Genomic DNA, 25,904 nt, shown 5'->3' on the forward strand with positions numbered 1-25,904 from the left:
ATTCCCCTACACTGGTTGAATGTCTAAAACAGCAGGCTCTGGCACCTGACTTTTTGAGTCTGCCGTATCTTCTTTGTAAGCCAATTTATAGAGCGCAGGCATTACAAAAAGCGATAACACGGTTGCAGCAGCCAAACCACCAATTATCGTCGCCGCCATTTGGTCAAACAGCAGGTCACTTAGCAGTGGAATCATGCCAAATGCTGTCGTCAATGCGCCCATCGATATGGCCAAAGTACGGTTGATTGTTGCTTCTTTGATTGCGTCTGATAACGATCTGCCGTTGGCTCGTTCGAGTTCGATTTGATCGATTAACACGATACCGTTTTTGATAATCATCCCCATCAAAGTGATTGCACCAATCAGCGCCATAAAACCAAATGGTTTGTCAAAACTCAGTAGCGCAAACGTCGCACCTGTTGCGGCCAACGGTATAGTGGACAAGATAATAATCGGTTGCTTGAAACCATTAAACATATACACAAGAATAAGCACCATAATTAATAGTGCTTTAGGCAACTGCTTCATGATGTCTGTAACCGCTTTATTCTCATCATAATATTCCCCACCCCACTCCATGCTATAACCTTGCGGTAATTCAATGGCTTCAATTTGTGCAAGCACCGCATTTCGAACGTTGGCGGGTGTTGTAGTACGTTCAACGCCCGCTTGAGCGGTTATCGTTTTCACTCTATCACGACGCCATATCATGCTCTCTTCGGCGTTGAGTTCAAAGCCATCCACCACCTGCCCTAGCGGAACCGTATGCAATCCAAGTAGAGACTTCACTGGTAACGTTTCGAGTGATGACATGGTTTGTTTTGACGCTCGTAATTGAATGGGGATCAGCTCGTCATTTAGGTTCATTTGTCCTAACGGCATTCCGTCAGACGCCCTCTTCATTGCAAAAGCGATGTCTGCTCGGTTAATGCCTGAACGACGCGCTTTTTCTTGATTAATGATCGGCTTTAATACCTTGCTTTGTTGACGCCAGTCATCTCTTACATATTTGGCTTCTGGATGCGTTGCCATGATAGCTTTTGCTTGATTTGCCAAATCGTGAAGAACATCGACATCCGGACCAGAAAACCGCGCTTCGACAGAGTATTTGTCGGAGGTGGCTAACTTTAAACCCCTAAAGCGAGGTTCTGCATCAGAAAACTCCGTCAACAACCATTTGTCTCCCCGTTCAACCAATGTAGAAATTGCTTGGAAATCTCGTACATTTATTAACACCTGACCATATGCAGGGTCTAGCGGTTCTGGCTCTACTGTCACAGAAAATCTAGGCACACTTGCACCAATCGAAGATGAAATATTTTCTACTTCGGGTTGCTCTAACAACCAGTTTTCGATTTTTTTCATATCGCTAGATGTCTGCTCTATTTTTGCACCATTTGGCAGCCAATAATCGAGAAACACGATAGGACGATCTGATTGGGGTATAAAATTGATCGCGACATGTGGTATCGCAACGACGGTAACGACGATAAGTGGTATCAGAGCACTCAATGTTTTGACTGGATGGTCGACAGTCCAGCCTACCAGTTTTTTGTAGTAACTGGTTTTCTTTGCACCGGTTTCTTTGTTCGGCTTAATAAAAATCCAACACATCAAAGCGGTAAACGTAACCGCGACTAACCAAGACAGCAATAGCGATGACGCGATAATATAGAATACAGAGCCCGCAAATTCAGCAGCATCCGTTTTGGAAAACAATACCGGGCTAGCGCCCATGATGGCAATGATCGTGGCACCAAGCAGTGGCGTTGCGGTCTCTTTCACTGCCTCTATTGCGGCCTTTGTTCTTTCCATGCCTTTATTTAACTTCGCAATCATCATATCGGTAACCACAATCGCGTTATCGACTAACATTCCCAAGGCTAGAATAAAGGTACCTAATGAAACACGGTGTAACGAAATATCCGCGAAATTCATATAAATAAGCGTCAGCAATATGGTTAAGATCAAACTACCGCCAACAATAGCAGCACTCTTAAAGCCCATGAATATCAATAACACGATAAATACGATACCAACACTTTCCAGAAGATTACCGACAAAGTTATCGATGGATTTCTGCACTTCTTCAGGCTGAAAAGCCACTTTCGTAATCTCAACACCGAGAGGTAAACTGGCTTGATAGTTGTCAATAATTGATGTGATTGTGCCACCTAACGACACCACATTAATGCCTTGAGCAGGGCTCACTGCTAGTGTCACAGAAGGCTCACTATTGAAACGGTTTTCTACCAACGCGGGAGTATGGTACCCCATGGTGACATCAGCGATATCGCCTAAACGAATGAGAGAAGAACCAAGGTTACTCACCCCACCTTTTATGACTAGGTTACGAATATCGTCAAGGGATTGAAACTCACTGCTTTGATGAACCCTAACGCGTTCGTTGCCAACGTCGAACTTACCCGCTTCGAATGTCATGTTTTGGCTATTCAGTTGGCTCCAGACCTGAGCGAGCGACAGGCCATATTGCGAAAGCCGTTCATCTGGCATATCGATATAAACCGTTCGTGGTTGAACACCATGCAACTCGACTTTTTTTATCCCGTTGACACTTTTTATCTGGCGTTGTAACTCTTCCCCATACCTACGCAGTTCTTCAGGGTTAGCGTCGTTGCTATGGATGGCGAAAAGCATGCCATAGACTTCTGAAAATTCATCCTGAACAATACTGATCTGTGCAGTACTTGGGAGCGATAACTTGACGTCATCTACCTTTCGGCGCAGTAAATCCCATTGTTGTGGTAGCGCTTTCGAGTTAAGACTCTCTTTGATATCTACAAATACCATAGACACACCCGGTCTAGATAAAGAACGTAGGCGGTTGAGTTCACCCATTTCTTGGAGTTTAGTTTCTATCGTATCCGTAACTTGAGCCTCTACTTCTTGTGCAGAGGCGCCGGGATAAAGCGTCACTACGACCGCCGTTTTTACCGTAAAGCTTGGGTCTTCAAGCTTACCTAAATCAAAATAAGAGTAGAGTCCTGCGACGATGCTTATGACGATAAAGAACATAACAAATGTTCGCTGACGAATAGCAAACTCAGCTAGATTGAACATGATTAATCCTTATTGATTTCTTATGATTAGCTTTTTGGCACTATCACCATCGCTAAGGTAATTCGACCCGCTCACAACGACGTAATCACCACTACCCATTGCACCGCTGACACAGGCTTGGTATGCGTCCAGTGACGTCAGCTCGACATGAGTTTTAATCACCTGCTCTTCTCGAATCAGATTAACGAACAAGCTATCTTTTTGACCAACAACCGCAGAGTAAGGTACGCAGTAGGCACTGTTGGAATCGCCGACTTGCGTCGTCACAGTGACGGACTTTCCAGGAAATACCGACGCACTTGGGTGGTCGATGGCGTATATCACAGAATAGGTTTGCTTTATTAGGTGGGGCACTGGAGCGATTTCAGCCACGCGAGCATTGAGGGGCGCGCTCGACTCATACCAAGATACTGAACCTTGTTGGCCTATATTGAAAAGTCCAATCAAGTTTTCAGGTACATCTACTTCAATCTCTAATACATTGTTATTTTGCAAGGTGACAATAGATACACCAGGCATTACCTGTTCATATTGTTCAAAATCAACGCGTGCAATCACGCCATCAAATGGGGCGCTCAATTCTGTATACTTCAACATATCTTTCGCACGTTGGATATTTTTGTCTACTACTTTTAAGGCTGAAAGGGAACGTTCGTATCCACTGATTGCACGATCAAGATTCACACGGGCAATAGCATCATCATTCGTTGCTTGCTTTACTCGTTTAAGCTCTGATTTCGCGAGCTTATGGGCTGATTGGGCTTCAAGTTTTCTCGCCTGCAGTTCTTCTAATGTCACCTGATAATCATGAGGGTCAAGGCGCGCGATAACCTGACCTTGTGTTACTGAGTCACCCTTGTTAAACAACATCTGTTCTATGGTTCCAGGGACACGAAAAGCCAAACCGGCTTGTTCATGAGAATGAACTGTACCGTTGAAGGTTTTGGTCGTTGATGCATTGGGGTTTTGGAGCTGGACGACTTGCAGGGTTCGTTGCTCAAGCTCGTCATTATCGGCCACTTGAGTCTGGTTACAACCAGTTAGAAATACGGCGGCGGCCGAGCAGAAAATAAGATGGGTTAGGTTATTCATAAATAGCTCCTTAAGTTGCGAGCTATTCTAGTCATAAATCTAGTGGAGATAATCCATCATCTCCAATTCTTACTGTCACGAATTTTGTGACAATAAAATCTGTTTGGGTACTTCGACTAACAGGTAATCAATCAGTGTTTTGGTTGCGAGGTTGAGCGTTTTCGGCTGGTTGTAAAGTATATAGCCATGTTCTTCATTTGCAGATGATTCGCTCAGTATTTGGATTAATTTACCATCCGCGATCTTATCTGCCACCAAGATTTTGGGCAGAAAGGCAATGCCTCTTCCAGAGATAGCCGCACTTTTCAAAAACGCGACACTGTTGGACACTAACTTTGAATGAACGGTAATACTGGTGTTAGCAAAGTGCCATCGCCGATCAACTTCACCTGTTGGCCATCGTAGACATATCGCGTGATGGTTCAATAAGTCTTCTAATGACGATGGTCGGCCATGTTTTTCAATATAACTTGGCGACACCACCAAACACCGATCAAGCTGTAAAAGCTTTCGAGCAACCAAGTCCGAATCAATCAGTTCGCCCCCATGGAAAGAGATATCGAGGCCTTGATTGTGCATATCAATAAAGCCGTTATTAATCACTCTTATATCCAGTTCAACATCAGGGTACTGATCAAGAAACCGAAACAAGATTGGCTGAATAATATCGTGCGTCTCTGAGACTAAACCTAACTTGACCTTGCCTTTGATTGTATCCGAATTGTGGATCAAGGCTTGATTAGCAGCATCAATCATCTTTATAGCTTTTAGCAAATCATGAAAATAGGATTCACCTTGATTGGTCAGTGATAAGCTGCGCGTAGTGCGGTGAAAAAGAGGTGTACGCAATGCGCCTTCCAGATCATTAATACGGCGACTCACATTTGCTCTGGGTAAATCCAACGCATTGGCCGCCGCAGTAAAACTACCTAGTTCAACCACCTTTATAAACAATTTCAGATCACTAATTTTCAACCACTATTCCTTCTTTTCGAAAAAACCATACCCTCTTATTGTTACGCAAAATCACGAATATTGATATGGTAATTGTATGAATAGCCTTTTAGCCTTATGCACATAAATTAGAAACAGGTTGGACTCGTAATGTACCACTTACCGTTAGTTAGCCGCCAATCTATCATTACCATATGACCCCAATCATTGGGGTGACAACAAAAAAACGCTCCGCCTCAGGAATTGCACTAATTGAGTTGGTCACCGTTGTTGTCATGCTTACGACCTTTTCTATAGCTTGAGTACCTTGTAAAACAAAGAAAACTATCCTATCTATTAAATCGGCTAGATAAAAAATAAAAAGAAAAATAAAAAGGCACACGCGTTTATTATGGATCAATTCTCTTCGACAACGTCAAGATTTTCCTTTCGGATTACTGTGGGTGTTATGTTCCTACTTGCAAGTATCCTCACCGCGACTATCGCTGTCTCAATGCAATACTATTTCAGCTCCAAATTTGCTGAAGAGCGAGCGATTAATCAATATTCCACTGTCGCGACCGAAGTCAGTCGCCATGTGAATGAACTCGATGCGAGAGTGACACACACCACGGAGTTATTGTCTACTTTGGTGGGGCAAATGGATCGTAATTCAACGGATTGGATGAGTATATTTTCTATCGCTCTTAAGGCCAATAACGAGATCTATAGTATCTACGTTGGCCGCCCAGACGATAACTTCTATCAGTTGATCAATTTACAATCCTCCGAACAAGTTCGGCTTAGAATTGGCGCGAAACCTAAAGACCGTTGGGTTGTCATAATGATCGCGGGTAAAGGCCAAAATCGAATAAAAAAGACAATTTTTTTGAATGACCAATTTAGAATACGAGAGATCAAACCGGAGATAAGCAACTATTTTCCTACTCAACGTCCTTGGTACAACAACTCATCCACAACTCAAGTTAAAAAAACCGACCCTTATTTATTTCAAATTTTGAAAATACCGGGACAAACTTTTTCTGTAAAAGTAGGGGCTACTGGCGCCGTTGTCGGTGTCGATGTTCTGTTGTCAACATTGTCCGGTAAGTTGCGCTCAGCTTTGGATGGGTACAATACTGAAGCCTTCTTGTTTCGTCCGACTGGCGAGATTTTGGCGAGTAACGCCATCGTTCAAAAAGAATCACAATTACCCGTCTTGAAGCCAATCCAGTTCTCCCCACAGGAACAGCGTCTAATAGACAACACGCTCTCTCTAAAAGTGTCCAATCAGAACGCATGGGGACCAATAGATTATTCTGTTTCAGGTGAACCAAAAGGGTACGCCATTGACTTGCTTACCGCTATTTCTCAGCTAACCGGACTTAAATTTGAGTTTATCAATGGGTTCAACTGGAATGAACTAGTTGACCTTTTTAACAACGGTTCTCTCGATGTTTTACACTCGTTACAAAACAACCCCGATGGCTATGTAAAAGGCGTTTATAGTGACCCTATTTATTCGTTACCTTTTGGTGTTTTAGTTCCCATTGGTCGTGACAAGTTTGACGACTTATCTGCATTGGCTGAGCAGAGGGTTGCGATTTTGTCCGGTTGGTCAATCATTCCGAAGCTTAAGAATGAGTTTCCTACCATCAAGCTTGTTGAAGTAAACGAACTTGTTGATGCTGTCCGTATGTTAGAAAATGGAAAGGTTGATGGGGTCATTGATAGCACTGCAATTTTACGTCAGGCAAAAAAACAGTACTTCATCCAAGATGTAAAAATACTAACGAACATCGCGCCATTTGACCAACAGTACAATTCTGATTTTCATATTGTAGTGCAGCCAGAAAATTCAATGTTAATCGGTATTATCAATAAAGCGATCGATCGTATTACACCCGAGCAAAAACAGATGCTTTATAAAAAATGGTTGCAACCATTGCAAATAAACACCGTCGCCAACGACAGAGTCATCCCCTATGACGAACTCTACAATTTAATCAAAGATAAGGCTTCCTATGGGAAGTTAGTCATGCGCGACATAGATGGCGTTGAACGATATTTTTACGTTAAACCAGTCAACTATCAGGGACATCAAGAATACTTTGCTATCACCATTCCAAAAGCGGCCGTCCTTGAACTCGTTTTTGAACGCATCAAAAAAACCATTATGATCACAGGCGGTTTACTGTGTCTTTTGTTGCCTATCATTTGGATAATGGGATCACCAATCGTTCACCCTATTAGACAACTAAGAGCGGAAACACACAAAATTAATCAGAGGAAATATAAGAGCGTTCAGTTAATCAATACCCGAATAAAAGAGGTTTGGGAGTTGTCCGAATCTATCTATGATATGGCGGATCACCTTCACCAACATGAGAAACAGCAAGAAGAGTTCATCGAGTCTTTTATTCGTCTGATCGCTCAAGCCATCGATGACAAATCACCCTACACTGCTGGTCACTGTAACCGAGTACCCGTTATAGGGATGATGTTAGCAGAAGCCGCAGAGCAGAGTGACCGAGAAGCGCTTAGGGAATTCAAATTCGCCAACGAACAAGAAAAACGAGAATTCAGAATTGCAGCATGGTTACATGATTGTGGAAAGATCACGCAACCAGAGCATATCGTAGATAAAGGAACAAAACTAGAGACTAACTACAACCGTATTCACGAAATTCGTACCCGTTTTGAGGTACTGTGGCGCGATGCGCAGATCGATTACTTGAACCATAAGTTATATCAAGATATCTCAGAGCAACAAGCGCAAGCGGAGTTAGAAAATCGACTGAAAGAGTTACAGGAGGACTTTGAGTTTATTGCACGTATAAATGTTGGAGGCGAATTCACTAGCCCAGATAAAGTAGAGCGTGTGAAACGTATTGCCAATCAACATTGGCTTAGACATTTTGATAACTCGTTAGGCCTATCAAATGTTGAAGAGTGGCGCAAAGACCCCGTTAAACATGACTTACCCGTTGAGGAAAGTTTACTCGCAGATAAGCCTGAGCACATCATACCTCGGACGCACGATGTCGAAATCGATGCCAAGTTCAACATAAAAATGGATGTCCCTGAACACCTTTATAATCTGGGCGAGATCTACAATTTATCCATATCGAAAGGAACATTAACTGCAGAGGACCGATACAAAATTAATGAACATATGATCAGCGGTATAAAAATGTTAGAAAGTCTGCCCTTCCCAGACGAGTTAAAAAAAGTACCTCAATATGCGACAACTCACCACGAAACACTGAAAGGAACAGGATACCCACGCAAACTGAAAGCGGAAGACCTCTCCGTTTTAGAGCGTATATTGGTCGTTGCAGACATTTTCGAGGCACTCACCGCCGCGGATAGACCTTACAAAAAGGCCAAACCAATGAGTGTGGCCATCGATATTATGTATAAGATGGCGCTGGATGAGCATATCGACATGCAGCTATTTCTATTATTCTTAGAAAGTGGCATCTACCTGCGCTATGCCGATGAATATTTGGACAAAGAGCAGAATGTGCCCGTTGATATCAGCTTTTATCTAAATGCTCAATCGGGAAACTAACACCATCCTAATGACTATACTGGAGCAATGACGAAGCGGGCTACCCCTCACGCGCCGCCAATATGCATTGCTGTCTTAACCATCGATGAGTCGGTTCATTGGTACGCGAAGGATGCTAATACATACTCACCGATATTTGTGTTGGCAGAAAATCCGTTAACGTCTTAACGTGAGTTATTCAATTTACCTACGGCCGTTCGATTAAAGTGATCAATGACCGTGCAACTCAAGAAAACTTGATTCGCAAAATTAAATCGCCTAAACATCTAGAGAGCCACCCTTTATTAGGTGATTTTTATAGTTCAATGCGTCACACGCCGACGGCGTTAGTCGACAGGAGTGATTAATAGATTTAGGTTAAAATACGTGGGATTTTGGTTGAGCACAACAAATCTAATAATATACCACTCTAATTGTCACGTTTTATGCAACAGTGAGTCTTCACACTAACCCGTTACCTGACCACATTTCAATAGTAAAATAAACGTAGATGACACAACCTTTGATGACCATTCCCATGAAACCAATTTCCATTGTCCTACTACCGTTGGCATTACTTAACGGATGCAGCTCAAAAGGCATGATTACCAATCAATCAACAGAACTGGCTCAGAAATCGTCTTATTCGCTTTCGGAGGCATCACTGCAACAACATTCTAATACAGCCATCTTAATCACCTTCTCTGGAGGCGGAACTCGCGCAGCGGCGCTTTCATATGGCGTGTTGAAAGGGCTTAACGAAATAAACTATAACACCCCTCAAGGAAATAGTCGTTTGCTCGACCAAGTTATGGCGATCAGTTCTGTCTCTGGAGGCAGTTTTACCGCCGCTTATTACGGGCTTTACGGTGACCAGATATTTGATACATTTGAAGAAGCGTTTCTTTACCGCGATATCTCTAGTGGGCTTTTAGATATATTAGTGAGTCCAAAATATATCTTTTCCCATCAAACTCGAACGAGAGCGGCAGCAAGCTTCTACAATGAATCCTTATTTAAAGACCAAACATTTGCAGACATGCGCGAAGATGGCCCCTTAATCATCATTAATGCGAGTGACTTAGGTGGCGGCGTCCGCTTTTCATTTTTACAAGAATACTTTGATTTAATCTGTTCAGATATCGATCAATACCCTGTTTCAGATGCTGTGGCCGCATCTTCTGCTGTACCCATTATTTTTGAGCCCGTTGTACTGAAAAACTTTGAGCAATGTGAAAGGCCTTCGTTCTCGGATATGAATGACAGTTATTCTCCGCATGTACAAAACACGTTGAAGGGCTTAGACAGTTATGCCGACAAAGAGGGACGGCCTTACGTTCATTTAGTCGACGGCGGAATTACCGACAACCTAGGGTTACTCGCCTTTTATGACATTACACAGAGCAACTTCTCATTTTTCAATAAACTAGACAGCAATGTCGACACCATCGTTATCATTACCGTTGACGCATCGACTCAACCAAAAACAGGAATTGATAGCACAATTGATACCCCGTCAGCATCAACTACAATCAATGCGGTAACCGATATTCAGCTCCATCGGTACAATGACATGTCAAAACAATTAATCATCGAAAAATTGAACCAATGGTCAAAAAATGGTGACGGGCGAAAGACGCTATTTTTAGATATAAACCTTGTTAACTCAACGGATGCAGAATCTATGAACTCTATTCCAACCGATTTTAAATTAGATAAAAATCAGGTAGATGCCCTCATTAAATATGGATATGACGAAATACAACACAGCACACCACTCAAAAACATCAATCAATAGGATTTAAGGATCGATCATGAATTACATAGAGAACGTATTGCACATAGAGTCTTTTCTCGCGGTAACGTTAGGCATCATCGTATTATTTATTGGCCGTCGACTGACTCAAACAATTCGTATTCTTAAGGAGTTTAGTATTCCTGAGCCTGTATCCGGTGGCATTTTGATCTCTGTATTGTTGGCGATTTTGCATTATATAACAGAAATAGATGTTCAATTTGATTTGGCCACTCGGGACTTGCTGCTCGTCTATTTCTTTACCACCATTGGTATCAACGCGAGCTTAAATGACCTGTTTAAAGGGGGGAAGCCTCTACTTATACTGCTATCGATCACGATTGGGTATATGTTTATCCAAAACCTTACTGGTATAGGTATCGCCACATGGTTAGGACAAGAGAAAGCCGTCGGTTTACTTAGTGGTACTGTATCCTTGATTGGCGGCCACGGAACCGCGATCGCTTGGTCTCCCAAAATAGCCCAACAGTTTGGACTTGATAACGCGATAGAAATTGGTATTGCAAGTGCGACATTTGGCCTAATACTCGCGAGTATAATGGGTGGTCCAATTGCAAAATACCTAATAAATAAACACCACTTAACGCCTGAAAAAACCGAGAACATGGATGTTGGTGCAGCAATAGATAAACCACAACCATCGATAAACGCTTATGATTTTCTTGACGCCGTTTTGGCGATTCATGTTTGTATCATTCTTGGTGCCATTCTAAATGAAGGAGTGGGAAAACTGGGCCTTGAACTGCCTCTATTTGTCACCTGTTTATTCGCCGGCATATTAATTTCTAATTTAGTTCCCGCTTCCTATCCTCGAATTACTGGTACTCGCTGGCCAGCAGGAAAACCTTCTATTGCGTTGATTGCGGATATTGCTCTGGGCGCCTTTCTTGCGATGTCACTAATGAGTATGCAGTTGTGGGCAATGGTAGACCTCGCTGGGCCTGTATTTATGATTCTTGGTGCTCAATTTATCATTGCCATTTGTGTCACGATTTTTGTTGTTTTTCCAGTTATGGGGAAAAACTATGATGCTGCGGTTATATGCGCAGGGTTTAGTGGCATTTCGTTAGGTTCTACCCCGACTGCAATGGCTAATATGTCTGCGGTCGCCCAAAAGTATGGTAATTCTCACCAAGCCTTTATCATTGTCCCTTTGGTTTGTGCATTTTTCATCGACCTTGCGAACGCATTAATCATTCCTTACTTTCTGAATTGGATAAGTTAGTTCATGTGTTTAGAACGGTAGTAGTCCGTATTACTACCTGCAAATAAACGTTACAGGACAGTAAGGGGTTAACCGTATATTTCGGCCTTGAAGTCACCATTAGGTGTGGCTCCAAGGTGAGCGTCTGTTGACCTTTCGTGGTTTAATTGTGTTCGAGATAAAGGCGTTTGAGTTAATCAAAGGTTATTGAGGTATAGATAAGCACGCTTGGTTTCGATAACACCGGTATAACGCCCCATATCGTCAATAACCACCCAAGGAAAATCATATCCATTATTTATTTTCTCATGGACTTCCCCACTAACAATCGTCTCGTGAACCGTTACCATTTTATGAATCATGATCGTCTCCACTTTTTTATGTAAAGAACTGAGGTCAGAGGATGTTTCAGTGGGAGAGCTTAATGACGGAGTTATATGTAGATTATACGTGGCAATATCGATGTAACCAACACAGACCGAATCACTAACAATCGGTACAATCGAAAAATCCGTTTTGTCGAAAATCACTTTGACATCTTGCAAGCTGCTTCCAGGTTCCAAAGAGGGCAATAGCTGGACTAACTCATATCGACTTTGATTAGTCGATAAATTCGAAAGTTCTTTCAGTTTACTCAGATAGAAAGCTGGTGATTCAATATTATTCAATGATTTTGGCTTAGAAAAATAAAAGCCTTGTAATAGGTCGACCCCAAGGCTTTTCAAAAGCACAACTTCTTGAATCGTTTCTACGCCTTCAGCCACGACTTCAACATCTAAGGTATGGGCTAAATTTGTAATCATTTTCACAATATGAAAATTCGCTGACCCTACCGTAATATTTTTTACAAATTCTCGATCAATTTTCAGAATATCAAAATTACTATCTTTCAAATAGGTGAACGACGAGAACCCGGTACCAAAATCATCAATCGCAATTTTTACGCCTCTTGTCCTGATTGCCGTCAGGACCATAGAATCGATTTCTTCGCTGTCAAAGTAAGCGCTTTCCGTTAATTCGACTGTTAAATACGGTAGATCTGACACATATTTATCGAACAGTTTATTGAGGTCTTCGAAAATCAACTTACTCTGTTTTTCCGTGTTGAGAGATATATTGATGGTTATTTCAATGTCCCCACCATAAAGCAGTATTAAGTTTTGTCTTTTCTGAATTGCTTTCTCTGCTACCACCAAATCAAGCCGATCAACAAGGTTGAGTTCTTCCGCAATTCGAACCATTTCCTGCGTATTTAACAATGAACCATCTTGATCCCTAAATCGACATAGCGCTTCAAACTTCCCCACCTGCCAGTTATCTGAGTTGATGATTGGTTGGAAGTAAACTTCAACACTTTTTGACTGAATTGCATTCACGACTATTTTTTCTGACCGCTGCCGTTTCTTAACTTTGTCATGCAACTTATCACTATAGAAACACACTTTACTTAATCTATTGTTGCTGTGTTTTTCGCGCATCGCATGTAGAGAGTGAGGTATTAAATCATGAGGATCGTGGGTATCCAGTCCAAGGACGGAAACGCCAAGCACAGAATCAGTAATCAATTGATAGACAACGTCATCTACTTCCTGTCTTATTTTATTCAGTTTTTCTTTTATTGCCTGCAAAATAGAAAGAGATAATGGTTTATTTTGTGTTTGACAAAACGTAATCGCAATCATAAATACACTGCCATACAAATACCCCGATAAGGTATTGTCGCATCGATAGGAAAGTACAGACGCGATTTCTCTTTTTTGCTCCAATATTTTATCGATATCAAATTTTGGCTCGAAGCTTAAAACCATCAAACCATTTGTCACATCCATCTTGAGATAATATTCATATAATCGGAATGCAAAATCGTCATCGCAAGGAAGCTGCGTGAGCAATTCGATACCTCCGTACTCTCTGCCTGCAATTCGATACAAAGAATTTGATAAATCTCGACACATCCCTATGTAATAGATATTCTCTTGAATCGACGTTATCCGTTGAATCGTCAGCTCTTGAGGAATGGCCACCCCATCCTTCCGCTTACTTAATATCAACCCAGTCCAGAAGCCTTCTGTATTGATTTTCTCCCACATATCAACAAAATACAGTTCACCATGTTTATTTGCATTAAAAATACGGGTCTCTTTGCCAATCAGTTCCATCAATGAATATTGTGTTGAGGCTTCAAATTCTTCATTACACGCTACAATAGCCGTACTTTCATCTGTAAGTACCATTCCATGGTGTTGATTTTCAAAAATTTGTTCAAAGAATGAGGAAAATTCTCCGAAATGAGAGGAAGTGAACAAAGGAAGAATCTCACCACTAATGGTACCAATGTCAGTTAACTTTGCGGAGAGTAAGCAATAACTAAGACAGCCTCCAATGGTGGTAAAACATATTCGAATTGGTTTAATTTTTTCACCAACCGTCATCTCTTTTACCAAACCAGCTAAACGTCTTAAATCTCGCTGACTTTTTATGGACAATATATGGATAAAATCATCAATAGTTGACACTGTTTGCTCTAAATGTAGACGTTTTTTCAGCAACTCAGACTCAATATAGAAGTAACTTTCATCAATTTTCCATTGCCATCTAATAGACAACGGCTCTGAACTCGCATGTTGGAATATTGGTGTTACTTTATTTGCATTATTATTCACGGATAAAATCAACTTTACCTTTATTTATTTTATACAGTTGAATATCAGATTGCTGTATTCAACTTAAACACTTCATCGTCAACGGTTACACTGCACTGGTATCATATAATTCAACTCACAGCCCAACAATTAACCACCCATTATGTCTATTAACAGTAAGGTGCTGTTGTAAGATAAACGCATAAAATTTGTCCGTATAGAAAGAGTAGGCACAGGACCAGTGATGCTTGGTAAGGCTATCATTGACTTCTAAGTCCATAGAATTATACGTTTAATCAAAAAGGATACCAGTTATATCATGGAAAATAACCACAGAAACAGAATTAATTAATATATTCATTGAATATGTGAATCAACTTAAAATTAGAATAGGTTTTTTAAATATATTCTAATTATTTTAATCCATATATATTAGTAAATAAAATATTAGCGGTCTCTTCTGTTATATCATTATCATATCCACCAATACAGCATTAACTAAATGGTAACATTTAAGTAAACTATATTTAACGAGCATATGATGAGGCAACTCGTCTTAACACGTTAAACAGACAGGAAAGCATTCTGGAGCGAACATTCCATATGATGAGAATTCACAACACCAAAAAACACGCTCGACGTTCTGTTTTATTATCGGAACTCAGACGCCGCAACTCTCCGGATTAATTACCTCATAATGATAGGGCCATTAAGTATAAAAATAGCTAAAAATAAAATAAATGTCGGAAAGGTGAAAGTTCTCGCACGTTTATCCCCTCTACTTTTTATCAGCTGATTATTAATACGTGTAACCAATGAAGAACACATTGATTCGCTCTACTTTGCTATCGACTTTGCTTGTTGTAAGCACCGCTATCAACGCTCAGAATCCTATGCCTGTCCATGAGGGCAACCAAATAAGTCACAATTTCGATTCTACATTAAGCTTTACTCGGACCGGCTCCCCTACCGCCCTCTATAGAATAATATTCATCCATGGTTCTCCGGGAGAGAAAGAAGCCTATGACGACTATTTACATCATTCTCGTCTTCAGGAAAAAGCCGAGCTTATTGCCATTGATAGACTTGGTTATGGTGATTCAGGCAAACAGGTCGAAACCTCCTTGCTCACACAAGCACAAGCCATCACCCCTTTTTTATCCCACGATAAGCAAAACATATTAATCGGTCATTCACTTGGAAGCCCCATCGCGCTTCAGCTCGCATTAATAGAATCCAATAAGATTGCTGGGATGGTTTTAGTCGCCTCTGCCTTTGACCCCGAATTAGAACACCCTAAATGGTATAACCATGCAGCCAATACACTGCTTGCCCAATGGCTACTTCCTAGGGATATGAACAACTCTAACCTAGAGATGATGGTACTGTCTGAACAACTGACTAATTTAAGCCAACAAGATTGGTCAGACCTAACGATGCCGATTCGAGTTCTACACGGCGAGGACGATGACCTCGCCGACCCAGACAATTCAAAGTTCGCGTATGAGAAACTTAAGCAAAATAAAGCGACCTTGCGTTACGTAAAAGGTGAGGGGCATTTGATCCTGTGGCAAAACGTACCCGAGGTCGTCAGTGAAATTGATCTTCTATTAAACCAATTGCCCTAATCGTTCTTTTTTCTGAACAAATGCCGTCATCAGGCAAGAGACAGGGCAAACGTAAGCAGCACGGGTAATGTCAATATACTGAAGAAGTTGCTAAACAAGACCATGGACGCCACCTTTGTGGGTTCAATATCAAAACGTTCAGCAAACAAGAAGTTCATAACAGCCGGAGGCAACATGGTGAACAGAACCATCATTTGCAATTGCATAATAGGCAGTGGGATAAAGAAATAGATAACCGAGAATGAGGCGACGCCTGTTATGAGTGACAATAGAGTACAAAGCACACCTACTTTTAAGCCACTCAAACGCATATGGCACATTTGAGCGCCAAGCGATAACAGCATAACGGGTACTGCCGCCTGTCCTAGCAATGCAGTTGCATCATAGAGAGGCTCCCAAACACCGATTCCAGACAGGTTAAGTACCAAAGCCAGCATAGACGCTAGAAAAATGGGTAAGCGTACAACCTGTTTAAACGGATTGCCACCAGTCAGCAGTGTTAACCCTAAGCTAATATGCAGACACGCAGACACCACAAAAAGAAGTACCGCAGGTGCCATTGCACTGTCACCAAAAGTATAAGCAAACAGAGGAATCGCCAAGTTGCCACCGTTACGGAACATTTGCGGAGGCGTCCACGTTTTATAATTCAGCTTCGCAAATCTGCATATAGGCCACATTAACAGCCCAGGCAACAGTACGGTGATAAATGAAGCGCTAAGCAAAGGGATCTGCGTGGCGTCAAGAGGCATGGCAACAAGTGAAGAAAATACCAAAGCAGGTGTAAAGGCATCCATATTTATTCGGTTAATCGGCCGAAAATCAGGCTTTAACCAACGCCCCACAGAGAAACCGACTGCGACAAGCGCGAAAACGGGGAACAGTATCCCGACTACCTGTTCGAACATGTTTGTCCCTAAATCATTATCAAAACACAAAATCGGCCGGTTATGGCCCTTTAAATCAAGAAGCTCAGTTCGCGTTAGGCACTTTACGTAGCATCATGGATACGGTTTGCTTTGCGCGATCTTCTCTCTCATCTTCGCTAAGCTTTGGTGCCATCGCTCCTTGGGCAAGCACTCGCCAATCAGGCATATTCAGGTTTCTGCCAAAGAAGACAATATACACTGAACCTTTGTCCGCTTCTTTGTTATCGTAATAAAAGGTTTCAACGCCGGTGGATAGCGATGTTCCTCGGTATAGGGTTTCATCGCTTAACTGGGATTCTTGTGCAAGACCAAAACTCACAACCACATCTGTATTGAGTGTATCAATGTACTGATATCCTTTATCCATCAACTCGTTCTCTATTGCCTCCTTATAGACACGTAACGCTTTACGTCCAACGTTATTGCTATCCAAAAAAGCCTTAGCGGCAACAGGATGCCAAGAAAACGTTTTTACATTAGAGAAATAGGAAGGTAGACCGACAACAATCACACCATACTCAGGCTGTGCCTCATCTTGAGTCGTTTGAACGCAAGACAATAAAAACAGGCATATAACACCAACAAATAACCTTCTCACTTAAGCCCCACTCCATAAAATCAACGACAATTGGTACCCGATAGCCCCAACTTATTCAGCTGACAATAGTCAACATTTGTTCAAAATGATAGCGATAAGCCAGTTTTTCCTTCAATTACATCGTTATAGGTCACACCTAGACGAAAGCATAATTGAGGCTTAGGTCAAATCAACCAAACTCATCGTTACTAAGAATAATAATCAGTAGGCAAAAAAGTAAAAAGCCGACAATTATCAACCAAATCACTTTTTGAGAATAATCTATGTCAATCAATGTTCTATATAAATGGATACCTAGCCTATTATGGCTCATTGTTTCACTTATCAGCTTGTATCTTTTCGGGATCACCTCAGCGATTTTGATCTGGTTTGCTCTTCTTATCACCACAATACTGGAACGGATGACTAAGCCCTCAGACACCGATTCAGCGAAAAACGAGAAAGTCGTAGACTCAATTGCCCCTCTTATCGCCTCTGAGATGAACTACAAAGCAGTGGGTGCCGCCGAAGTCTCTTTTGCAATTGATTTACTTAAAGATAAGGTCAGCGCTCAAGTCTCTTCTATCGAACAGATCACCCATTCATCTCGGTCCATCGCGTCGACCATCAAGACAACATCATCTTCAGCCCAACAGACATTATTAGCGGCTCAAGAGATGCACCAACACAGCAGTTCGGGTCTAACAGAACTCAACTCAACGCTTAAGGAAATGGGTGAGATAGTCAATGAAACCACCACCTCGGTAGACAAAGTCGCTCTATTAGATGAACAAGTAAAACGAATTAAAAAAGTAGCTCAAGTCATTGAAGATATTGCCTCTCAAACCAATTTACTCGCGCTTAACGCCGCTATAGAGGCTGCTCGGGCAGGTGAATATGGTCGTGGCTTTGCTGTCGTCGCTGACGAAGTGCGAGGGTTAGCTGAACGAACCTCAAAGAGTACCGATGAGGTATCCAAAATTGTAAACCAAGTGCTTACCGAGACTCATGAGGTGACGAGTTCTATTCAAAGCTTATCAAACAAAGTAAGCGCCGGCTCGTTGAGTTTACAAAAGGTCGAGGGTCAATTGTCAACCATCGCCTCTCTGGCACATAATGTTGAAAACCAAGTCTCCGATATTACCTCAGGCGTCGAGACCAACGAAGAAGGTATCCAGCAAATCTCAACAGCAATAGATTTTGTTCAGGGTGAATTGCTGGAAAGCGATGAACAACTACTAAAGCTGCAAGCTGAAGCACAGAAACTCATGGAGATGGCTGAACATAGTAACGCCGTGTTGGTAGAACATTATCAACAAAGCGTACATTGGCCTATATACAAACTGGCGGAAAAACTCGCCCAAGATATTTCTTGCGCATTTGAGAAAGATGTTGCCTCAGGGACGATATCTCTCGCGGCGCTGTTTGACCGACAGTACAAGCTAATCGCTGGCTCGAATCCTAATAAATATCACTCTCAATATGATCGTTATTGCGACAATTTACTTCCTGCACTGCAAGAGCCTATTCTTGCCGAGCATGACCGCTTGGTTTATGCCATCGCTAATGACAACAAAGGTTACGTGCCAACTCATAACAATCAGTTTTGCGAACCGTTAACGGGAGACCCAGAAATCGACATGCTAAAAAACCGCACAAAAAGACTCTTTAATGATCGAGTCGGTATACGCTGTGGAGGCCATACCAAAACCATGTTGCTTCAAACCTATAAAAGAGACACCGGAGAGGTCATGCATGATTTATCGGTGCCTATACTAGTCAACGGACAGCATTGGGGATCAGTAAGGCTAGGCTATCATCCCTTATTATAAAGAAAATTATTGCCGCTTCACCTTGCGATTATCCTTTCTGGTTATATGCTTAAGTTATTCATTTTATTAACATAGAAATTAAAATGAATATCATTATACCGTCACTTATCGCAGATTCTGTATGGGAATAGACAATGACAGAGAAACCTATTGTACTTTTGGTAGATGATACACCCGGAAATTTGGATGTATTAATCGGCGTACTGAACCAACACTATCAAACACGCATAGCAATTAATGGACCTCTCGCTATAAAGCTTGCTCAAATGTGGCCCCAACCAGATATTATTTTACTCGATATAATGATGCCAGAAATGGACGGTTACCAAGTGTGTGAGCTTCTCAAAGCCAGTTCAAGCACCGCTCAAATACCCATCATATTTGTCACGGCCAAAATATCCCCAGCAGACGAAATAAAAGGTTTAGAACTAGGCGCCGTCGATTATTTAACAAAGCCAATAACACCCGCTATTGCACTGCAAAGGATTAAGACTCAACTTGCATTATATGACCAAAAAAGGTCGCTGTATGAAAAGGTTTTGGAACAGACCAAAGAGATAAATCAAAGCAAGTTAGAAACCATCCACAGCCTAGGCAGAGCAGCAGAATACAAAGACAACGAGACGGGCATGCATGTAATGCGCATGAGTCATTACTGTCACGTATTGGCACTTGCTGTCGGATTGAGTCAAGAAGAAGCCGACACATTACGTGACGCCGCCCCAATGCATGATATTGGGAAAATCGGTATCCCTGACAGAGTGTTGCTCAAACCGGGAAAACTGGATAGAGAAGAGTGGGCTATTATGCAAACCCATGTTGCTCTCGGCGTAAACATTCTCGGCCACTACAATGACTCTACATTGATGTCTGTAGCAAGAGATGTCGCCCAACACCACCATGAAAAATGGGATGGTAGCGGTTACCCCAACGGAATTAAAGAACAGAGCATTCCAATGACAGGAAGAATAGCAGCCGTCGCCGATGTCTTCGATGCACTCACGTCCGAACGACCATACAAAGAAGCGTGGCCAGTTGATAAAGCGATAAACCTGTTATCTGAAGAGAGTGGTAAACACTTTGACCCACAAATAGTCGATCTATTTATAAAGCATCTTGATGAGATGTTGACCATTAAATCCCAATTTAAAGACTAAACCTATGCTAACTTTTTGGCGTTATTTCGTCCGCTTATCGATGACTCTGTTGCTTGTCAGTACGGCAGTATGTGCCAACGAACAATACGATACACTTTCTAGTCAACAGAAAGAATGGCTAAAACAGAACCCAACAATTACGGTGGTTGTTTTATCTGATGCTGCACCCTACTCCTTCTTGGATGAAAATGGTCAAGTATCAGGGCTAAGCAAAGATTACAGCCGTTTGCTCGAACAGGCCTACAGCATTAAGGTTAAGTTTTTAGTCGTAGATACCGAACTCGAGGTGCGTGAAGCGATAAAAATGGGCCATGCTGATCTTTACCTCTTTTCAAGCGCCATCACTGAATCACGAGCGCCATTCACTGTATCAAAACCGATCGTGCCTTATCAGTTAGCGATTATCTCATCAAAATCTCATGGCATCGCTAGCCAAATCCAACAACTAGAAAACAAGAAGCTCGCATTTATAAACGGTAGTGACGCATTCTTAAGCATCCCAGACCTTGCCGTTCGTTTTAATCCGGTCAGATTTGAAACCATCATTGATGCTCTTCACGCATTAAAAAAGGGAGAGGTCGACGCCTTTATTGCCGAACCGATTACGGCGATGGAACACGCGAAACGCTTCGACGTCAAGGAGTTGGCAGTCACTATCCCTATAAATAAATGGCGACGACGCGAAGCAGGTGCATTAATCCATCGTAATAACCCCGAACTCATATCCGTTGTGGATCATTTCGTGTCTACACTCAGCAATACAGAAAAAAATAGATTGTTAAAAAAATGGATTTCACCATCACCCTATCGACCTAGCTTATCCGGTGTCCTGAGCTATGGACTGGCACCTTATGTATACTCGGATAGCACTTCAATGGGCTTACAGTATTCTTTAATACAACGTATCTTTATGGAAATGGGGTATCAATTTGGTAAGGTGGATGCCTTGCCAAGTACTGCAAGACAAAACATAATCAAACAAAAATCGTCTATCGACTTTGCTCTCGTACTAGAACACTCCAAAATAGATAAACGAATATACAGTCAATCCATATTAAAGTTAAAGTACGTTCCGGTTACATTAGCGGCTCGGCAATTAAGCTTAAATAAAAACGGTCAGGCTCTGCATGTTTCCGCCACTGTCTACGAAGAGAAATCAATCGGCCGATACGCTGTCGAAAAAATGACTGGTGAACTCAATATAGCTACATTTCAATTTGAACACGATATATACCAATCCGTAGAGCAACTCAGAGACCAAGATATTGATGTCTTAATCATAGAACAACGTATCCTCGATTGGTTCATCATGCATAGCGGCAAAATCGATCCGAGTACCTTAAATCTACATCACGCCTTATCAAGCGAATTCTTGATCCCAATAGAGTTTAAAAACGAAGGAATACGGGACCAATTTGACGCCGCATTTCAAACCCTCAGAGATGATACCTCCGAACTACAAGAGTTGATTTCTCTTAGCCTTAAAAAGGACTTGCGAGAGCATATTAAAAAGGCAAAAACACTGGCTTATATCGCCGGCATGTTCATCGTTGATAAGGAAATTAACGAATTTACCACCATATTAAACTTGTTCGATCTGTCGTCAGAAGCCGACTATATAGAACTGTACAGTGATATGTCACTTCCTCCGTTTAGTACTTGGCAAGTACAGAATAATCAGATGGCCTTAACCACCAGCAACATCGACACGTCTTACCACACTTCTGTCACCCAACAAGCCTTTTATCGAACAACAAACGGCGATAGAAAAGCGGGATACATTAAGGTTTACTTCGACGTAAAGAAACAGCTCAATGACCATGCATACTTCCCCGCGTTAGGCGCATTAACTGACATTGACAGTGAGGTATACAATTACATCTCTGAACTCTATCACTCCGCTGGCCTAAGTAGCGAAGTGCTCAATCTGAGTAGACAAGAACGGGACTGGCTCACCAAAAATCGTCAAGTCGATATTGGCATTGACCCCAATGCCCTCCCATACGAAACCCTAAATGTCGACAATGAGTACTCTGGAATGATCAATGATTATCTCCAACTCATTAAAACCAAAACAGGCCTTAATATCGATATTACTCCGGTAAGTCGTTGGAGCGAAACCGTCGCTCTTGCCGATAATAGTATGGTTGACCTCGTCTCTGCCGCAATAGAGAACAGATCATTACAAGAAAACTATCGCCACACTGAGCCTCTTTTTTCTAGCCGGCTCGCGATTGCGTCCGAGCTAAAAAATGCAGATTTAGATCTAGATAATGCTGATGGGCTCGCCATCGGATTGTTAGAGAATGCAGCAAACACAGCCTCTATCATGGCTGAATTCCCTAACGTAAATTGGCAATTAATAAACAATACTGAAGAAGGATTAGAAAAGATTAAAACCGACGAATTAGTCGGTATGGTGGACACACTACATGTGCTCAACTATCTGATCAACACACTCGGTTATGACGACTTGAAAATAGTTAGCCGGATAGATTATTACGTCACACCCAGCTTTCATGTGCTAAGAAGTAAACCGGAAATGTTAGCCATACTGAATAAAGCCATTCGATCCATAAGTGCGGTTGAACACAAACAGATCGAAACAAAATGGAGCGCACCGAAGTCGATAGAACGAGTGAACTACCAGTTGGTGTATACCATTGGTGGATTCTCCATATTCATTCTACTGCTCATTTTTGCCTGGAACCGACAACTTAAAAAACAAATTTCCATTGCTACTGAAGCCAAGATACAGCTAGAACAGGCACAACAACAACTCTATGCCATACTCAATACTTCACCTATTGCCGCGAGTGTCATCATGAACAACCGGATCAATTACGTCAACGATACAGCGAAACGATTATTTCGCCTAAGCGATGAACAAATCATAGATTTCGACGTAACTAAAATCTATCAAGACCCCACTACACGCCAAGATATGTATGAACGAATCGTTACCAACGGAAAAATAGAAAGCGTCGAAATTCCCTTGATAAAAGTGGATGGTGAACATTTCACCGCACTTGCCAGTTACTATCAATTAGACATAAACGGTGAAACTGCGACCCTATTCTGGGCCTATGATATCTCTGAGTTAAAGCGGCTTAATCAGCAACTAGAAGAGGCAAAAATCGAAGCGGACAGTGCCAACAAAGCAAAGTCTGACTTTCTTGCCAACATGAGCCACGAGATAAGAACACCGATGAATGCCATCATCGGAATGTCTTATCTGGCGATCCCAGAGATAAAAAGCAAGGTTGCAAAAGACTATGTCGAAAAAGTCCACTACTCAGCTCAGTCCTTACTCACTATAATCAACGATATATTAGATTTGTCCAAAATAGAGTCTGGTCATCTTGAGTTCGAATCAATCCCTTTTGTTCTGTCTAAACCGATGAAAGACGTAGAACAACTGATGCAGATTAGAGCGCAAGAAAAAGGCATCCATTTTAGTATTAAAAAGGACAACGGTTGCGACAGTTTACTCATTGGTGACCCTTTAAGGCTGTTTCAAGTGATACTGAACCTAGTAAGCAATGCGGTCAAATTTACCGATCACGGCAGCGTTACCTTATTCGCTCAAGTGACTGAAGGCAGTAGAAATACGGCTAACGTGACCGTTTCCGTGACAGACAGTGGTATTGGCATCTCAGAAGCGAACATAAAAAATCTATTCGACGCCTTTTCACAGGCGGACACTTCGACAACCCGAAAATATGGAGGGACAGGACTAGGCTTAAACATCAGCCAAAAACTACTTCATGGCATGGGAAGCAATATGAAAGTAACAAGTGAACTCGGGATTGGCAGCCAGTTTTCATTCGACTTAACACTACCACTTGCTAATCAAGAACAGATCGATGCACATGCAAAGTTAAAACACGAGAACAAAAAAGAAATTTCATTTAGAGGGCAACAACTTCTATTGGTCGAAGACAATGAATTCAATCAAGAATTAGCAGTAGCAATGTTAAACAAAATCAATCTTAAGGTTGATATCGCCAACGACGGCAAACAATCGATTGATATGGCGGGTAGACAAAATTACCCATTAATACTCATGGATTTGCAAATGCCAATAATGGACGGCTATCAAGCCACTACTTCCTTAAGAAAAATCGGCACAGAGATTCCTATTATTGCAATGTCAGCCAACGTTTTGTCCGATGTAAAAGAACGAGCTAGCCTTGCAGGGATGGACGGTTTCATAGAGAAACCCATCGATCTGAACTCGCTTGCGCAAACCTTAAGCAAATGGCTAGAGTTTGACTATATAGAACCAGAGTCTACTCCTCACCCAGAAAATGAGGATTCATCTAGACAGAGTATATTCTCACTTCACACCGCTAAAATTTTCACTAATAACGATGAAGCGCTACTCATGCGATTGATCAATAAGTTTATCGAACAGGCACCAATTCAACTTGGCGTCATTGAACATAGCTATGCTGAAGGAGATTTAACCAACGTAGAACTCACAGCACACACGTTAAAAAGCATGTCTGCAAGTATCGGAGGTCAACAACTTGCAGAAACAATGCAAAACATTGAAATATTATGCTCTAGACAAGTAGACACTCCTGAGATATCTATCGCTATTACAAACGCCACTGACCAACTGCATCAGTTAACCGTAGAGGTAGAAAATCACCTAAATTCCGATACTCCGCTCACAAGTGATTCAATAGAGTGTTCATCTAAAACCATCGCTTATTCAGATTTGCTCGCAATCAAAGAAAAAATATTGAGCTATGATGGCGAGGCGATGACATTGTTAGAACAAGCGATACAAAGCAATAGTGATCAATCAGAGATAGCTGGAAATATCAGAAAATCGCTCGAACGGTATGATTTTGAACAAGCCCTTTTGTTCATCGATGAGATGCTATGTGACACAGATGACGGCTAACTGAGGTAATGTTACCCTTTATAGATCGACGATGTTTTATTTATACCTTAACTTTTCGTTTTTAATTCGAGACAACTCTCTGGCATTCGCTAGATTGAGGATTTGACGTTTTGATTCGTTTGAAGATTCTGACCATTGCATAATTTCAGAAAGGCTTCGATGGCAGCCCAAACAGATATCTTCTGCGTCTAAACAACAGTGACGAATGCAAGGTGAACAGAGGTTTTCTGATTCAATAGACTTCTCCTTTTTTTGCTCTGAATCACTCATTTTGCTTCTCTGCTGTCAAAGCGGTTGGTTTCAATTGGCTAGCCCATGGTTTCTAATTCAGCTGTTGTGAACCAGTCTAACGTCTATTTTATTGAATTCAAATGCTATGGGCGGAATTATAGAACCAACGACACACGTAGTATGAGTATGGATAGACCAGAGTTTGATGACAATGCTTCTGTAATCACTTAAATTGGCTAGCTTTTATCTAGTTTACTAAATTAAGTCAACTTAACTCAAAGTGTTCAGCAGTATTCGTAAATAATTTCTTAAAA

The 25,904-nt window shown here is 41.7% G+C and carries 14 protein-coding genes; 7 read left to right on the forward strand and 7 right to left on the reverse strand.

Going from position 1 to position 25,904, the window contains the following annotated elements; translation table 11 throughout:
* Positions 1 to 6: 6 nt before the first annotated feature.
* The 3 genes from AACW90_RS11920 to AACW90_RS11930 form a co-directional block, all read right to left on the reverse strand.
* Positions 7 to 3,081, reverse strand: coding sequence for an efflux RND transporter permease subunit (locus AACW90_RS11920; protein WP_390234644.1), 3,075 nt, complete (start codon positions 3,079 to 3,081; stop codon positions 7 to 9).
* A gap of 9 nt (positions 3,082 to 3,090) precedes the next feature.
* A complete protein-coding gene (locus AACW90_RS11925; protein ID WP_390234646.1) occupies positions 3,091 to 4,173 on the reverse strand; it encodes an efflux RND transporter periplasmic adaptor subunit in 1,083 nt (360 codons plus the stop codon).
* Positions 4,174 to 4,248: 75 nt separating this feature from the next.
* Positions 4,249 to 5,148, reverse strand: coding sequence for a LysR family transcriptional regulator (locus tag AACW90_RS11930; RefSeq protein WP_390234649.1), 900 nt, complete (start codon positions 5,146 to 5,148; stop codon positions 4,249 to 4,251).
* A 370-nt stretch (positions 5,149 to 5,518) separates the two neighbouring features.
* Between AACW90_RS11930 and AACW90_RS11935 the strand changes: the two genes are divergently transcribed.
* The 3 genes from AACW90_RS11935 to gltS all read left to right on the forward strand — a co-directional run bounded on the left by AACW90_RS11935 (position 5,519) and on the right by gltS (position 11,700).
* Positions 5,519 to 8,680: an HD domain-containing phosphohydrolase gene (locus tag AACW90_RS11935; protein WP_390234652.1), complete on the forward strand. Its 3,162-nt coding sequence runs from the start codon at positions 5,519 to 5,521 to the stop codon at positions 8,678 to 8,680.
* A gap of 517 nt (positions 8,681 to 9,197) precedes the next feature.
* Positions 9,198 to 10,457 (forward strand): patatin-like phospholipase family protein, encoded by a 1,260-nt coding sequence (locus AACW90_RS11940; protein WP_390234654.1) that lies wholly within the window; start codon positions 9,198 to 9,200, stop codon positions 10,455 to 10,457.
* A gap of 16 nt (positions 10,458 to 10,473) precedes the next feature.
* On the forward strand, positions 10,474 to 11,700 hold the full coding sequence (gene gltS, locus AACW90_RS11945; protein ID WP_390234657.1) for a sodium/glutamate symporter: 1,227 nt from the start codon (positions 10,474 to 10,476) through the stop codon (positions 11,698 to 11,700).
* 176 nt (positions 11,701 to 11,876) lie between these two features.
* On the opposite strand, the gene AACW90_RS11950 is transcribed toward gltS, so the two are convergent.
* Positions 11,877 to 14,342, reverse strand: a complete 2,466-nt coding sequence (locus AACW90_RS11950) for a sensor domain-containing phosphodiesterase (RefSeq protein ID WP_390234660.1) — start codon at positions 14,340 to 14,342, stop codon at positions 11,877 to 11,879.
* A 794-nt stretch (positions 14,343 to 15,136) separates the two neighbouring features.
* On the opposite strand from AACW90_RS11950, the gene AACW90_RS11955 reads away from it, so the two are divergent.
* Entirely contained in the window at positions 15,137 to 15,949 is an 813-nt protein-coding gene (locus AACW90_RS11955) for an alpha/beta fold hydrolase (RefSeq protein ID WP_390234663.1), read from the forward strand.
* Between the two features lie 29 nt (positions 15,950 to 15,978).
* Here the strand turns inward: AACW90_RS11955 and AACW90_RS11960 are convergent, their stop codons facing one another.
* Complete coding sequence (locus AACW90_RS11960; RefSeq protein ID WP_390234666.1) at positions 15,979 to 16,857, reverse strand: AEC family transporter; 879 nt, start codon at positions 16,855 to 16,857, stop codon at positions 15,979 to 15,981.
* A gap of 64 nt (positions 16,858 to 16,921) precedes the next feature.
* A complete protein-coding gene (locus AACW90_RS11965; RefSeq protein ID WP_390234668.1) occupies positions 16,922 to 17,476 on the reverse strand; it encodes a DUF4136 domain-containing protein in 555 nt (184 codons plus the stop codon).
* Between the two features lie 263 nt (positions 17,477 to 17,739).
* Here AACW90_RS11965 and AACW90_RS11970 point away from each other — a divergent pair, with 263 nt between their 5' ends.
* The 3 genes from AACW90_RS11970 (at position 17,740) to AACW90_RS11980 (ending at position 25,359) form a co-directional block, all read left to right on the forward strand.
* Entirely contained in the window at positions 17,740 to 19,287 is a 1,548-nt protein-coding gene (locus AACW90_RS11970; protein WP_390234671.1) for a methyl-accepting chemotaxis protein, read from the forward strand.
* A 134-nt stretch (positions 19,288 to 19,421) separates the two neighbouring features.
* Positions 19,422 to 20,444, forward strand: a complete 1,023-nt coding sequence (locus tag AACW90_RS11975; protein ID WP_390234674.1) for an HD domain-containing phosphohydrolase — start codon at positions 19,422 to 19,424, stop codon at positions 20,442 to 20,444.
* Between the two features lie 4 nt (positions 20,445 to 20,448).
* A complete protein-coding gene (locus AACW90_RS11980; RefSeq protein ID WP_390234677.1) occupies positions 20,449 to 25,359 on the forward strand; it encodes a transporter substrate-binding domain-containing protein in 4,911 nt (1,636 codons plus the stop codon).
* Positions 25,360 to 25,395: 36 nt separating this feature from the next.
* Here AACW90_RS11980 and AACW90_RS11985 read toward each other — a convergent pair whose 3' ends face one another.
* Entirely contained in the window at positions 25,396 to 25,629 is a 234-nt protein-coding gene (locus AACW90_RS11985) for a DUF1289 domain-containing protein (RefSeq protein WP_390234680.1), read from the reverse strand.
* Positions 25,630 to 25,904: the final 275 nt, after the last annotated feature.

Origin of the sequence: Vibrio frigidus (assembly GCF_042465995.1) — a bacterium.
GTDB lineage: Bacteria > Pseudomonadota > Gammaproteobacteria > Enterobacterales > Vibrionaceae > Vibrio.